The following is a 13,060-nucleotide window of genomic DNA, read 5'->3' on the forward strand; positions in this document are numbered from 1 at the left end:
TCCACATCCCAAGGGTGAAACACCTTTCAGACCCAATGCAAAGCCCCATACCCCCAATTTCCAAAAAGGCTCTAAGGTGTTTGCGCTTTTTCTTACAAAGGGACAGGAACAGGCGCGGTCTCGGCAATCAGCTTTTTTTGCTTGAGTTCGTCCCAAAATGCAGCCGGAATCATGACTTCCATGGACTTCGCATTAGCCTGCATCTGGGCAGCGTTACGTGCCCCCGGAACAATAGCAGCGATAGTTGGATGTGCCGCTGCGAACTGCAGCGCTGCCGTACGCAGATCAATGCCGTTCTGCTTGGCGATGACATCCATAGCAGCCCGCTTCCGGTTCATACCTGATGGAATGGTGCCTCCATAATCGTATCGATTGCGCCCGGCAGCATAACCGGCATTAAGCGGAGCGCCGACAACAGCAGAGATGCCACGTGATGCGAGCGCAGGGAGCGTGTGCGTCAGCGCCTCATTATGCCGCAGGATAGAATATTGCGTTGCAAGAAGCACAATATCCGGGTCTCCCATCTCGATGGTTCGCAGGACTGCCTGAGGGGTATTCACCCCAAGCCCCCACCCCTTGATGAGACCTTCTTCCCGCATTCTGGTCAGCGCTGGAATTGCTCCTTTGGCGGCCTGATCGAAATAGGTTGTCCACCGTGGTCCCATATCCTTGTTTTCCGGTGACAGGTCATGAATGTAGACAATATCCAGCCGGGAAATTCCCAGTCTTTGAAGGCTGTCTTCGATCGAACGCCGAACGCCATCTGCTGTGTAGTCATAGCGATAATTGAAAGGAGATGGATCATGCCACATTGTCCCAGCCGGAGGCTGGGGGGCGGCAGTCAATAGCCGTCCGACCTTAGTGGACAAGACGAACTCATCCCGCGGCCGCGTATGAAGAAAATGACCGACCCGCCGTTCACTCAGGCCCAGACCATACCAAGGTGAGGTATCAAAGTAGCGTACGCCCGAATTCCATGCCGCTTCCAGTGCTGCTTCGGCGTCTTCATCGGTACCGGCCGCGAAACCGTTGCCAATTGGAACACCGCCAAGCCCGAGACGGGTTGGAGGGCGGAACCGCTGTCCTGCCTGCGGCACGTTCAAGGGTAAAGTATTACGAACCACGTTCCCCATGGTCGGGGTAACGTCGCCGGCATGCTGTGCATCCTGACCTTGGCCGCTTCGAGGCAGCAAAACCGCGGCACCCCCCAAAGCAGAAAGGGCAAGAAGATTGCGTCGGGTGGCTGTCATCGCATCCTCATATGATAGTGGTTTAGGCTATAATGCCTACGCCCTTTCAAGGTTCGAACCTTATTGGCTATCATTAGGAAAATTACGCCATCGTGTTTTTTATTTAAGGAAATAAAAATATTCACTTCTTATTAAGAAAAAACCAACCATACCGATACTATTCTATATAGAATTTGAATTTATTCGGGATAATATTTTTAAATATAATATAGAAATCTATTGTTATTATAAATAAGATTTGATCCATATTGATGATGTTTTTGATTCGGAAAGTTTTTAGATGTTTTTACATAAATAAATCCCGGAACATTATAAGTAATGAACCGGGATCAAAATAAAAAAATAAACGTAAAGTCAATTCAACGGAATAATGCCTTTTTGAATAACGGAATCAGGTGCCGTTTTCTGGAGGTTCTCCACAGTTTCGCGTGTTACAGGAGACGCATTGTTCCCCCAAGCCTTGCGGATAAAGGTGACGACATCGGCGATTTGCTGTGTGCTGATCGTACTTCCATATGCTGGCATAGCGAGTGCAGAAGGCGCTCTGGCCATTCCCGGCAGAACCGCACCACTTTGGACAATATGCACCAAAGACGCTGGATCATCGCTCATAAGGACGGGGTTTCCGGCCAATGGCGGGAAGGCAGGTGCATATCCGCGACCGTCCGATCGGTGGCAGGCTGCGCAATGGTCTACATAGACTTTTGCACCCTGTGCAGAGGCATCTCCCGCCTGAAGAGCGGTTGCAGTTGAAGGGTCGTAATGCCATGCCGATAGCGTCGACTGATTGGGTCGTAATGAGAGCAGATATTGTGCCATCGCATGAAGATCCGCGTCCGTCAGATGCTGGGTTCCATGGAAAATGGCGTCTGTCATCCCGCCAAACGCTTCGCCGCGCTGGTTACGCCCTGTAGCGAGGAATTGTACGATATCGTCTTCCGACCATCCGGCCAAACCGGTACGCTGATCCTGCCGCAAACTTGTTGGTACAAAGCCATCAATTGCGGCTCCCCCCGAAAGGAAAAGCGATCCGCTACTGTTTGAAAGGGACTTCTCCTGCAACGCTAGTCCGCGAGGCGAATGACATGCGCCGCAATGTCCTGGCCCCTCGACCAGATAAGCCCCCCGCCCTATTCCATCATTGGGTAGCGACCGATTGACGTCCTTCTGAGCCGCCACAACAGAAGGAGAGAATACCGCCCGCCAGATGGTCATTGGCAGACGAATAGACAGTGGCCATGGAATACCGTTGTGTGGCGTTGCCTGTGCAACAGGCTGCACCCCCTTCATGAGATAGACATACAGAGCGTGAATATCTCCGTCGCTCATACGGGCGTAAGACGGAAACGGCATTGCCGGATAAAGACTTGCACCGTCACGACGCACGCCTTCACGTACTGCGCGGGAGAACTCCGCTTCGGAATAGGCGCCAATGCCATGCGTAGGATCTGGCGTAATGTTGGAAGAATAGATCGATCCAATGGGGAGCTTGAATTCCATCCCCCCTGCGAAGTCGCCTCTGCCTGTGACGGTATGACATGCGCTGCAATCGGAAGCTTCCGCAACATATTTCCCCTGTGTAATCAGGGAACTTGTATCTTCGGCACGAAGTTCGGAAATCGAACCTGCCAGCACAGCGGCAACGCCAAAGAACGCTGCACGGGAGAATAAACTGTACTTCATGCCTGCACCATCGGGCCTGGGTTTTTCAGATAGGTTGTCCGGATATGATAGGCAGCCCAGTATGCCAGGGCGGCGACCATTCCGGTCGGGTTATATCCCATTCCCTGTGGGAACGCGCTGGCGCCGATCACGAAAACATTCGAGACGTCCCAACTCTGTAAGTATCGGTTGATGCAACTTGTCTTGGGATCAGTCCCCATAACGGCACCGCCGCCAAGATGCGTGGTCTGATACCGACGGGTGTCAAAAACCTCCCCATCCTTCAGCATTCCCAGAGAATACTTGGTCGCTCCCATTGCCTTGATGATAGGTTCGATCTTACCCACCACATACTGGTTCATCCGGATATCGTTGTCTTTCCAGTTGAACGTCATCCGGAGCAGAGGCTGACCGTAGGCGTTATTATAAGTGGGATCGAGATCCAGATAAACGTCCCTGTACGCCATGTTACTGCCATGGGCGTCGATCGTCAGGGAATGACGGTATGTATCGACCATTGCGTCTTTGTAGCCTTCGCCCCACGTTGGCGCTTTACCGCCCGGGCCTCCGATTGCAGCCGCAATTGGCTTTACACCGGCCTGATTGACCCAGACAGGCGACCCACCTACGAAGCCAAGCGGCCCATGATCGAAGTTCATGCTGTTGAAGTCATCAATGGCAACGCCTGCTCCGCCGGCTCCCACAAAGAGGTTGGTATATTGCTTGGGTGACAGCCAGGCCCGGGATGTCGTGATTGTCTGATAAACGAAATTCCGCCCTACTGTTCCAGTATTTTGCTTCGGATCGTAAGGCTGACCAATACCGGACAGCAGCATGAGATGAACATTATGGAACTGGAAGGCGCTGATGATAACCAGATCGGCATCCAGTTCGACCTGCTGCCTGGTTCGAAGGTCCAGGTAGCTCACACCCGTCGCTTTTTTCTTGTCAGCATCGAGATTTACCTTGAGTACATGCGCCTTGGTAATCAGCGTGAACTTCGGGTCCTGACGAAGGGCCGGAAGAATGTTTACGTTGGGAGAGGCTTTGGAGTACATGTAACAGTCATACCCACTGCAATATCCACAGAAATTGCATGGCCCCATCTGTACACCATAAGGATTGGTATACTGCGCGGATGCATTCGCCGCAGGCAGGGCATAGGGATGATAGCCGACGTTCGAGGCAGCTGACCGGAACAGGCTGGCAGAATAAACTTCTCCCATCGCTGGCAGTGGAAACGCGTCAGAGCGGTCAGGAGCAAAACGGTTCCCGTTTCCTGCGATCTTTCCATTGATGGTGTAAGGCTCGCCAGAGGTCCCGAACACCTTTTCCGCCTTATCGAAAAACGGTTCAAGCTCCTCATAGGTCACACCGTAATCCTGAAGATTCATACCTTCAGGAATGAAATTCTTTCCGTAGCGGGCGACAACATTGGTGCGTAATGCCAAATCATCCGGAGCAACACGGAAATGAACTCCTGACCAGTGCAGTCCTGCACCCCCGACTCCTTCCCCAGGAAGGAAAGCTGCCAGACGGCGATAAGGCAGGGCTTCCTGATCCAACGTGTTCCGTATGGTGACCGTGGACTGGGACAGGTTCTGAAAAAGACGATGACGAATTGCGCCTCTCAACTCGTCAATGGAACTGGGGTAATCCCCCTCGACTGCCGTAGCACGCTCGTCACCGCGCTCAAGCATGACGACAGAAAGTCCTGCCTCCGTAAGTTCCTTGGCCAGAATGGAGCCGGCCCAGCCTGCCCCGATGACGATGGCATCAACTTTTTTCGCACACATAATTCAAAAATCCTCAGGCGGTTTCGCCAGACATGGAAACAGGCCCGAACGGATACGGCGCCCCCTTCTGATTGACCCAGTCCATGAAGTCGGCCCGCGCGCCGGGAAAGCCGAGAAGGGTCCATCCCGCGAGGCCTTTGTTGCCTCCATAAAGCGGGTCGGAAAAAACACCTTCGAGCGTGTTCTGTCGCAGCTGCTCGAAGAATGCATGGGCCGGCACATCCCCCAGCATCATCTTCCCCTGTTCAAATGCTTTGAGAACCGCGATCTGCTCAGGAGCCGCCAGTTGAGCGAAAACTTGTCCCTGATGATGATCACGGACGTACATATTCGCTGCCGCAATGGCCTGCCGATAGAGATCACGAGGCGGCAGCGGCAGCTGGTACCCTAGATTTGGCGCACCTGCGCGGAATGGGCCGGACATATACCACAACTGGCCGTGCCCATATGGCGTATCCATCTGTCGGTCGATGAATTCAGGGGCCCCAAGCAATGCTCCGTCAGGTCCATGAGCATCCGCAGGAAATATTCGAGCGCAGGCAGCATTTATGAACTGCCATTCTTCATGGTTGAAATACTGCGGCTTGTAAGCCAGCGCACCTTCTGACTGCAACGCGTCGGCCCAGACTTTATGGCCGCCATACATCCAAAAGGAGGTGGACCCAAGAAGACCGGCCGTAAAATTACGCCGCGTCGATGAGGGGATTTTCATTTCTCGCTCCAGTAACAAACATAACCTGACGGCAGGGAGACGCCCCGTCGCCCTTCAGCCTTTTTGCTTTCCGCGTACCCGGAAGTGTGGGATGCTCAGAAATAAGAAGATCCTCTGTAGGAAAGGTCTGTTTTTGAATAATCCTGATATATTGCAGCCCTTGGACGCCGGTTGAGGGTCATGAAGAAAACAGTAACCCTCAATTCCGTTGCAGTCGAAGCAGGGGTCTCTCGCGCTACGGCGTCTCTTGTGCTTCGGAACAGCCCCCTTGTTTCGGTGGAAACGAGAGCGCGTGTCATTTCTGCGATGGATAAGCTGGGCTATATCTACAACCGCGGCGCCGCAAACCTGAGGGGGCAGAAGACTGGCACGATCGGGCTGGTTCTGTGTGACATTGGCAGCCCATTCTATAGCCAACTGATGCTGGGGATCGACGAAGTTATCGTTGACGCCAATATCGTAGCAATCCTGGTCAATAGCGCTGAAAACCCGGCCAGACAGCTGCGGCAAATTCGGCGATTGCGCGAACATGGCGTGGATGGTCTGATCCTGTGTCCAGCCGCAGGAAGCTCCGACGCCCTGCTGTCTGAAATCGAACCGCTTCACCTGCCCTGTATTCAGGTTCTCCGACATGTCTCGCAGAGAAATGGCGACTATGTCGGACCTGATTACGCAGACGGAATTTCTCTGGCGGTCAAACATCTTATCAGACATGGCCGACGGAAAATTGTATTTCTCGGCGGCAGACCTATTCATTCCGCTGCACGTGAACGTCTCGATGGCTTTAGAAAGACACTCAGAAAACACAAGCTGGAACATGATCTGATCGTTCCCACAAATCTGGAAAACCTCTCCGACCTGGGTTCTTTTCCAGACCTTATGGCGTGCTCTTCCCCGCCCGACGCCGTGATCTGTTACAATGACATGCTCGCCCAGTCTGTAATGGGATATCTGTTGGCTCGAGAGAAAATACCCGGACAGGATATCGCGGTTATCGGAGCTGACGATCTGCCTCAAAGTGCGGTGTCTTTTCCGACTCTGACCACCATCGTGACTGACCCGGTTGGAGTTGGACGCAACGCAGCACGTCTGTTGCTTGACAGGATCGACAATCCTACGACGTCCAGCATGCGCATTCTGGTTTCCGGACACTTGACGGTTCGTCAGAGCTGCGGCGGCCACCTGCCCTGAGCGAAATTTTAATATCGAAAGACTTTCTGCCTCTAACCGTCCTGGATCGGTTTTTGCATATAGGGTGTTCATGCGGCGGCCTCCATAGATCGATCTAAAAGACAGACACATAAGACTTGAACCCCAGCATCGCTGAATTGCGTAATCCGACCTGTCCGTTGGGATGTATATAATACTGAAAATCGGGTCTGAACGTCACACCGGTCATCACATTTATGGAATAATCGATTTCCAAAACCTCGGCGTTGGTTTGGACGCCGGTTGCATGGTTCGGCATTCCCGCATACTTCCCTGCGGCAACCATTGCCAAAGTCGTATCACGTGTCCCGGGAGCGATGCTGACATAAGAAAAAGCTACCCCGAACATGTCTTCGGGACGACCGGGAATAAGGCCCTGGCTCATAAGAGCACCATATACTTCGAAGTCACGAACAGCAGTGTTCGGGGAGTTGTAAATATATCCTCCCATAAATGTTAAGCCTGAAGATTTTGGTCTTCCTGAATAATTCATCAGTTTCTGGTCGAACATAAAATATGTCTGCCAAGAAGAGTTTCTCATTAACTGCGTGCCACCATAAACATAATAGGATTGACCGGCAGTATTGTAATAATTGTCAGCGCGCCGCACATCGTCGTAAACAAACCCGAGCTTATAATGGCCAGGAAGATCATGGTGGGGACCAAAATGAGGTTCCCACTGCGCTTCAATCGGGACCTCATATCCAACGATATTGGCACCGTTGAATTTGAAACCTGTCCTGTGTTGGTAGTTCTGATAAATGCCGTTTTCCGCGAAATAGACACCAGCCTGGATGTAAAGATCCTTACGAGGGCGTCCTTTCATACGAAAACCCCATGTCGCTGCAGGGTAACTACCGTAATAAGTGCTATCTGCAGCCGCCTTTGGACGTCCGCAGAAAGAATTATTCTGAAAGCTACAGAAAATAGGGCTGGATGCGAAATCTGACATCTGGGACAAACGCCCGCCCGCAATCAGGAACCTGCCGCCAAACAGGCTTTCTTCTCCATATAAAGAAACGAGATGGACGACCACGTTTCCTCCACCACCATAGATTTCAGAACTATGTGCCAGCCAGTCACCAAACATCCGGTTAGCCGTCGTTCCATACCGACCCACGGTCGTCATACGGGTAACAAACCCTTTGATACCAGCAAGATGCTCCCAATCGACAATCAGATTTGCTGAGTATTGACCTGCGTTACTCGAGCCATCCCGATAATTTCCGTAATGAGGCCCTCTCGTTGGATGTTGCAATGCACCGGTATACTCATTTGTATTATCAAAATGGAAACCAATACCATTTTTTCTTAACCATGAGGTTATGCCAAAGGGATCCGGAAGAATGGAAGGCGGTCCTTCCGTGATTGCTGAAGGTGCTGCATGCGGAGGAGACAAAGGTGGTGCGGGATAAGTCGTGAAAATGCCCGGAGCAATATCTGACTGAGGAGGAGCATTCTGCTCGACCGAGTTCAGAGGGCTCGATGCATTTTGCTGCGGCCCCAGATTCTGGGACTGGGACGGTGTCACATCCGCAGCAAAAAGAAAGGAGAATCCACCAGAAACGTTATAAACGAAAAAGACATATAAGATTTTTTTACAGCTTTTTTTTGCGAAAAACGAGCAACCAATCGAATCGCTTACTTTAAGCTTATTCTTAAACATCTTCGTTCCAGTGAGTCATACTCTATGCGTTTACTTATCTACTCTGCCGAATCATCCAATGAACAATTAGTACTTCGCATATTCTCTGAAAGCGGCATGCCATATAATTTTCGCATTTCCCATACCAACAACCATCACGAATTCCGTGAAGACATCCTCACGACATTGCGAAAATGAAAAAAGAATTTAGAGCGATCTAAATTTTTAATGAAACTCTTAATTAGGAAAAATGACGTTTTTTCATTGAGATAGCATTCAAGATCACTTTTTTTGTGCTGTGAGGTCAGTTCCCCATTTGAGGAAAACCCCCGAACATCCACAGTTTGTCACAATATAGTGAATTAGACCGATCTAGTTGGACTCTCGGTTCTCGTGGCACATGCCATTTAGCCGTTACGAAATATGACCGAAAGGCGCGTCAAGTGCTGCTATTCAGGAATATGTCCGCAAAGAAAGCTTTCAGAATTTCACGATATATCTGTTGTGCTGTGATTTTGGGAGCAGGTGTCATTCCGCAGCTGGTTCAAGCGGAAGAGCTCACAACTCTATCTCTTTCTCAGGCGCGTTTTCTCGCGCAGGCCGCTGAAAAAAGAGCTGCTTCGAACCAGACAAGCGTTGTGGTGACTGTTGTCGACGCTTCAGGGCAGCCTCTGCTTGTCGAGCGCATGGCAGGAGCACAACTCGCCAGTATCGAACTTTCCCAACGCAAGGCCGTAAGCGCCGTTTTCTACAGGCGACCCTCGGCAGCGTTTGAAGCAGCCTTGAGCGGCGGAAAAATGGCCGTTTTGGCTCTGCCTCACGCTATGCCTGCCGGAGGCGGTGTCCCCATTTTCCACAACATTCAGCTGGTAGGGGGCATTGGTGTCAGCGGTGGAAATAATGCCCAGGACTCTGAGGCCGCCAACGCCGCCGTGGGAGCGCTGAAATGAGAATGATCCCTGTTGCGGACCGCAGCGGACAAGGAGTTGAGGCATGATCAAATCCAGCACTCCTCCATCCGGTATGTCCCAATCTGTTCTAGGGCGTCGCTCTCTGCTGATCGGCACCATTATGGGCAGTGTTACAGCGGCTATAGGCAGTTCCGTCCTTGGTAAAGCCGGCGCTCTTGCCGCCACCCCGCTTGACGAAACATTCCTCAATATCTCGCGGGCAGTCACCGGCCGACCGGATCTCGATCCGGTCCTCAGCAGCCGGCTCTGTGCTGCGATGCAGGCAACCTTTCCCGGTTATGCGACCACAATTCAGGCTCTGGCCTCGGTGACGACGCGTGGGGGGCAGCCACATGAGATTCTTGATCGTGCAGGCGATCTGAAGAAGGCGTTCCTGGCGCTCAATGCTGCCTGGTACACCGGTTCAGTCGAAGACAAAATGGGCGCGCCAATGGTCGCCTATTATGATGCCCTCATGTACCAGCCCACGAAAGATGGATTGCCTGTACCCACCTATTGCTATGGCCGCCCAGGCTGGTGGACAGAGGCGCCTCCGGCTCTCGGCATTCCTATCCATGCACCATTGCCTGCGACGCCGGCCCCCCCTGCTCCACCGGGCGTAGAAAGCAAAATTCCTCCGCAGTCGCCGCCTTTGAAAACCATTACGCCCTCTTCCCCCCCATACGTCCCAAAACCTCGTCAGGAGCACTAACAATGGCCAAACCGGTTTTTTCATCGTCCGGAGATGCATCGGCAGACGTCATTGTCGTCGGATCCGGAGTGGTGGGCGGGATGGTGGCAAACGAGCTCGCAGCTGCTGGCCATTCCGTTCTGATCCTGGAAGCGGGGCTACGCCTCAAGCGCGCGGAATATGTGGAAAACTGGCGTAATATGCCGTTCCACAACCGGCTTCATTCAGATTTTCAGGGGCTTTATCCGCAGTCCCCGATGGCTCAAGCCCCCTTATATTTCCCCCCAAATGATTACGTGGGCCTGTCGGGACCCAACGGTTCAGCTTTCAAGCAGGGCTATCTTCGTACCGTAGGTGGCACAACATGGCACTGGGCGGCTTCATGCTGGCGGCATCTTCCTTCTGATTTCGAGATGAAGTCACGCTATGGTGTCGGTCGTGACTGGGCCATTTCGTATGATGAGCTGGAACCATTTTATTGCCGTGCGGAGGAGGAGATGGGGGTTTCGGGCCCCCATGACAAATCTCTCCAGTCCCCTTCGGAACGGAGCCGCCCCTACCCCCGGGACATGATCCCGTTCGGCTATGGTGACCGTCGGGTCGCGGAAATCGTGAATCCCCACGGTTTTCATCTCGTTCCCATTCCACAGGGGCGGAGTATCGAACCTTATGGCGAGCGCCCGGCCTGTTGCGGCAACAACAACTGTCAGCCCATCTGCCCCATCGGCGCCATGTATAACGGCATCCAGCATATTGAAAAAGCTGAGTCCAAAGGCGCTGTCACCATTGCGGAAGCGGTCGTCTATCGGATTGATACCGATGAAAACAACCGTGTGACCGCCGTCCACTGGTATGACGCCCATCGGCAGTCCCACAAGGCGACCGGCAAGACATTCGTCCTTGCGTGTAATGGCATCGAAAACCCCCGCCTGCTCCTGCTGGCAGCAAACGAGCGCAATCCGAGTGGTATTGCCAATTCGTCTGACCAGGTGGGCCGCAACATGATGGACCACTCTGGGGTGCACGCATCCTTTCTGGCCAACGAGCCGCTCTGGTTCGGACGCGGCCCGGCGCAGAGCAGTTGCATCGTTGGCCCCCGGGATGGGGATTTCCGACGGGATTACTCGGCCAACAAGATGATCCTCAACAATATCAGCCGCGTCGCTCCTGCCACGGAACAGGCTCTCAAGCTTGGTCTTGTCGGAAAGGAGCTTGATGACGAAATTCGCCGTCGTGCAGCTTGCGGTGTGGATCTTTCCATCAGCCTGGAGCCCCTTCCCGACCCGGAAAACCGCCTGACGCTCAGCAAAACCCGCAAGGATCCCCAGGGACTGGCCTGTCCTGATATCCATTACGATGTGGGCGATTATGTCCGCAAAGGGCTCAATGCCGTCACCACCCAGGTCAAGGAAATTGCTGGTCTGCTTGGGGGTACCGAGCTTCGCATCACGACAGATTACAACGCCAATAACCACATCATGGGCGGAACGATCATGGGCCGTGATCCGAAGGATTCGGTCGTAGACGGCGATTGCCGCGCCCATGACCATCCCAATCTGTGGATCCCCGGCGGTGGCGCGATGCCGTCTGCAAGCGTCGTCAACACCACGCTGAGCATGGCAGCGCTCGGTCTGAAAGCTGCTGACTCCATCAAGGCCGCTTTCGCACGGGGGCTGGCATGAAACAGAAGTCCCACAAAAGCCTGAGGGTTTTCGGCTGTCTTGCTCTTGCCGCGGCACTTGATCTCGGCGCCAGCACAGTCGTTCATGCTCAGGACGCTGGTTCAAATGAGGCCGTCGCCCAGCGCGGACACTATCTCGCCATCGCTGCCGACTGCGCAGCCTGCCACACGGCTCCGGACGGCGGAAAAGCATTTGCCGGCGGATACGGCATCGCGTCTCCACTTGGATCGATCTATTCGACCAATATCACGCCATCAAAGAATTACGGGATCGGCAATTACACCGAAAAAGAATTTGCACACGCGCTCCGCGAAGGCGTCCGACGCGACGGGGCACATCTTTATCCGGCGATGCCTTACACGTCCTATACCAAGCTGACAGACGACGACATCCACGCCCTGTATGTCTACTTCATGTCCTCGGTGAAGCCTGTCGAGAGCAGCCCGCAGAAAACCGCTCTGCCGTTTCCCTATAATATCCGGGCTTCCATGGCGATCTGGAATGCCCTGTTCCTTGACGATACGCGTTTCAAGCCAGACCCTTCCAAATCCGTTGAGGTCAATCGCGGGCATTACCTGTCCTATGCGCTGGCCCATTGCGACACGTGCCACACTCCCCGAAATGCCATGATGGCGGAAAAGGGAAGCAGCCCTCTGGCCGGTGCGTCACTGTCGTCGTGGTATGCGCCGAATGTGACTTCTGATCCCGTCAGCGGCATCGGCGGCTGGAGCAACGAGGACCTGTTCCGCTACCTCAAGACCGGAGATGTTCCTGGCAAGGCGCAGGCAGGTGGCCCCATGGCAGAAGCCATTGAGCACAGCTTCCAGTATCTGGATGACGCCGATATCCGAGCCATGGTTGCTTATATCAAGCAGGTCCCGGCCATTTCGGACAGCAAGGACAAAGCTGCCCGCGAAAGCTATGGGAAAACTTCCGATCGTGAAGCCGTTTACCGCGCTTTGCCCACCAATCGGATCAGTCGTGGCGAGTATCTCTTTTCGGGAGAATGCGCGGCCTGCCATCGGCCAACCGGTCAGGGCAGCCCGGACGGCTACTACCCACAGCTTTTCCATAATACCGCCGTGGGGGCACCCATCGCCGATAACCTGATCACCACGATCCTCATGGGGGTCCGGCGCGAGGTCAACGGCCATACGACCTACATGCCGGGGTTTGGGGAAGGCTCTTACGTTGACACGCTCTCCGATCAGGACATTGCGGATATCAGCAATTACGTCGAGCAGCATTTCGGTAACCCGAATGTCAAAGTCACTCCTGACGACGTGAAGCTGATCCGTTCCGGTGGACCCAAGCCCCTTATTGCGCAGCTTGGCGCCTACACAGTGCCCGCAATGATCGGGGCAGCCCTGATTTTCGCCCTGGCCATCCTTTTCTTCATCCGACTTTCCCGAAAAGTGAAGGCCTGAGGCTTTCGCTCCTTTCGTCTAACGTCTCCAGGAGAC

General features: G+C 53.5%; 10 protein-coding genes. 5 read left to right on the forward strand and 5 right to left on the reverse strand.

All coding sequences use genetic code 11. The features are described 5' to 3' along the window. Positions 1 to 92: 92 nt before the first annotated feature. From JK202_RS07260 to JK202_RS07275, 4 genes are all read right to left on the reverse strand, one after another. Complete coding sequence (locus JK202_RS07260; RefSeq protein WP_211559703.1) at positions 93 to 1,250, reverse strand: aldo/keto reductase; 1,158 nt, start codon at positions 1,248 to 1,250, stop codon at positions 93 to 95. Positions 1,251 to 1,604: 354 nt separating this feature from the next. Then, positions 1,605 to 2,933 (reverse strand): cytochrome c, encoded by a 1,329-nt coding sequence (locus JK202_RS07265; protein WP_211559705.1) that lies wholly within the window; start codon positions 2,931 to 2,933, stop codon positions 1,605 to 1,607. Next, entirely contained in the window at positions 2,930 to 4,708 is a 1,779-nt protein-coding gene (locus tag JK202_RS07270) for a GMC family oxidoreductase (RefSeq protein WP_211559707.1), read from the reverse strand. Before JK202_RS07270 ends, JK202_RS07265 begins: the two co-directional genes overlap by 4 nt. Before the next feature lie 13 nt (positions 4,709 to 4,721). Further along, the gene (locus JK202_RS07275; protein WP_249199778.1) at positions 4,722 to 5,420 is read right to left on the reverse strand and encodes a gluconate 2-dehydrogenase subunit 3 family protein; all 699 of its coding nucleotides are present in this window, start codon (positions 5,418 to 5,420) and stop codon (positions 4,722 to 4,724) included. Positions 5,421 to 5,600: 180 nt separating this feature from the next. Here JK202_RS07275 and JK202_RS07280 point away from each other — a divergent pair, with 180 nt between their 5' ends. Continuing rightward, on the forward strand, positions 5,601 to 6,611 hold the full coding sequence (locus JK202_RS07280; protein ID WP_211559709.1) for a LacI family DNA-binding transcriptional regulator: 1,011 nt from the start codon (positions 5,601 to 5,603) through the stop codon (positions 6,609 to 6,611). 94 nt (positions 6,612 to 6,705) lie between these two features. On the opposite strand, the gene JK202_RS07285 is transcribed toward JK202_RS07280, so the two are convergent. Next, positions 6,706 to 8,295: a carbohydrate porin gene (locus JK202_RS07285; protein ID WP_249199779.1), complete on the reverse strand. Its 1,590-nt coding sequence runs from the start codon at positions 8,293 to 8,295 to the stop codon at positions 6,706 to 6,708. Between the two features lie 440 nt (positions 8,296 to 8,735). Here JK202_RS07285 and JK202_RS07290 point away from each other — a divergent pair, with 440 nt between their 5' ends. The 4 genes from JK202_RS07290 to JK202_RS07305 are packed head-to-tail and all read left to right on the forward strand — an operon-like array spanning position 8,736 to position 13,024. Next, complete coding sequence (locus JK202_RS07290; RefSeq protein ID WP_211559711.1) at positions 8,736 to 9,224, forward strand: heme-binding protein; 489 nt, start codon at positions 8,736 to 8,738, stop codon at positions 9,222 to 9,224. Positions 9,225 to 9,267: 43 nt separating this feature from the next. Beyond that, positions 9,268 to 9,936, forward strand: coding sequence for a sorbitol dehydrogenase family protein (locus JK202_RS07295; protein ID WP_249199780.1), 669 nt, complete (start codon positions 9,268 to 9,270; stop codon positions 9,934 to 9,936). Between the two features lie 2 nt (positions 9,937 to 9,938). Further along, complete coding sequence (locus JK202_RS07300; RefSeq protein ID WP_211559713.1) at positions 9,939 to 11,597, forward strand: GMC family oxidoreductase; 1,659 nt, start codon at positions 9,939 to 9,941, stop codon at positions 11,595 to 11,597. Continuing rightward, positions 11,594 to 13,024: a cytochrome c gene (locus JK202_RS07305; RefSeq protein WP_211559715.1), complete on the forward strand. Its 1,431-nt coding sequence runs from the start codon at positions 11,594 to 11,596 to the stop codon at positions 13,022 to 13,024. Before JK202_RS07300 ends, JK202_RS07305 begins: the two co-directional genes overlap by 4 nt. The last annotated feature ends 36 nt before the right edge of the window (positions 13,025 to 13,060 follow it).

The sequence above is a fragment of the Gluconobacter sp. Dm-62 genome (assembly GCF_018256155.1).
Taxonomy (GTDB): domain Bacteria; phylum Pseudomonadota; class Alphaproteobacteria; order Acetobacterales; family Acetobacteraceae; genus Gluconobacter.

What these genes read in the sequence shown, in the direction of transcription:
- JK202_RS07280 (WP_211559709.1), top strand. Translation starts at nt 5,601, where the DNA reads ATGAAGAAAACAGTAACCCTCAATTCCGTTGCAGTCGAAGCAGGGGTC.
- JK202_RS07265 (WP_211559705.1), bottom strand. Translation starts at nt 2,933, where the DNA reads ATGAAGTACAGTTTATTCTCCCGTGCAGCGTTCTTTGGCGTTGCCGCT.
- JK202_RS07290 (WP_211559711.1), top strand. Translation starts at nt 8,736, where the DNA reads ATGTCCGCAAAGAAAGCTTTCAGAATTTCACGATATATCTGTTGTGCT.
- JK202_RS07285 (WP_249199779.1), bottom strand. Translation starts at nt 8,295, where the DNA reads ATGTTTAAGAATAAGCTTAAAGTAAGCGATTCGATTGGTTGCTCGTTT.
- JK202_RS07300 (WP_211559713.1), top strand. Translation starts at nt 9,939, where the DNA reads ATGGCCAAACCGGTTTTTTCATCGTCCGGAGATGCATCGGCAGACGTC.
- JK202_RS07305 (WP_211559715.1), top strand. Translation starts at nt 11,594, where the DNA reads ATGAAACAGAAGTCCCACAAAAGCCTGAGGGTTTTCGGCTGTCTTGCT.
- JK202_RS07260 (WP_211559703.1), bottom strand. Translation starts at nt 1,250, where the DNA reads ATGACAGCCACCCGACGCAATCTTCTTGCCCTTTCTGCTTTGGGGGGT.
- JK202_RS07275 (WP_249199778.1), bottom strand. Translation starts at nt 5,420, where the DNA reads ATGAAAATCCCCTCATCGACGCGGCGTAATTTTACGGCCGGTCTTCTT.
- JK202_RS07270 (WP_211559707.1), bottom strand. Translation starts at nt 4,708, where the DNA reads ATGTGTGCGAAAAAAGTTGATGCCATCGTCATCGGGGCAGGCTGGGCC.
- JK202_RS07295 (WP_249199780.1), top strand. Translation starts at nt 9,268, where the DNA reads ATGATCAAATCCAGCACTCCTCCATCCGGTATGTCCCAATCTGTTCTA.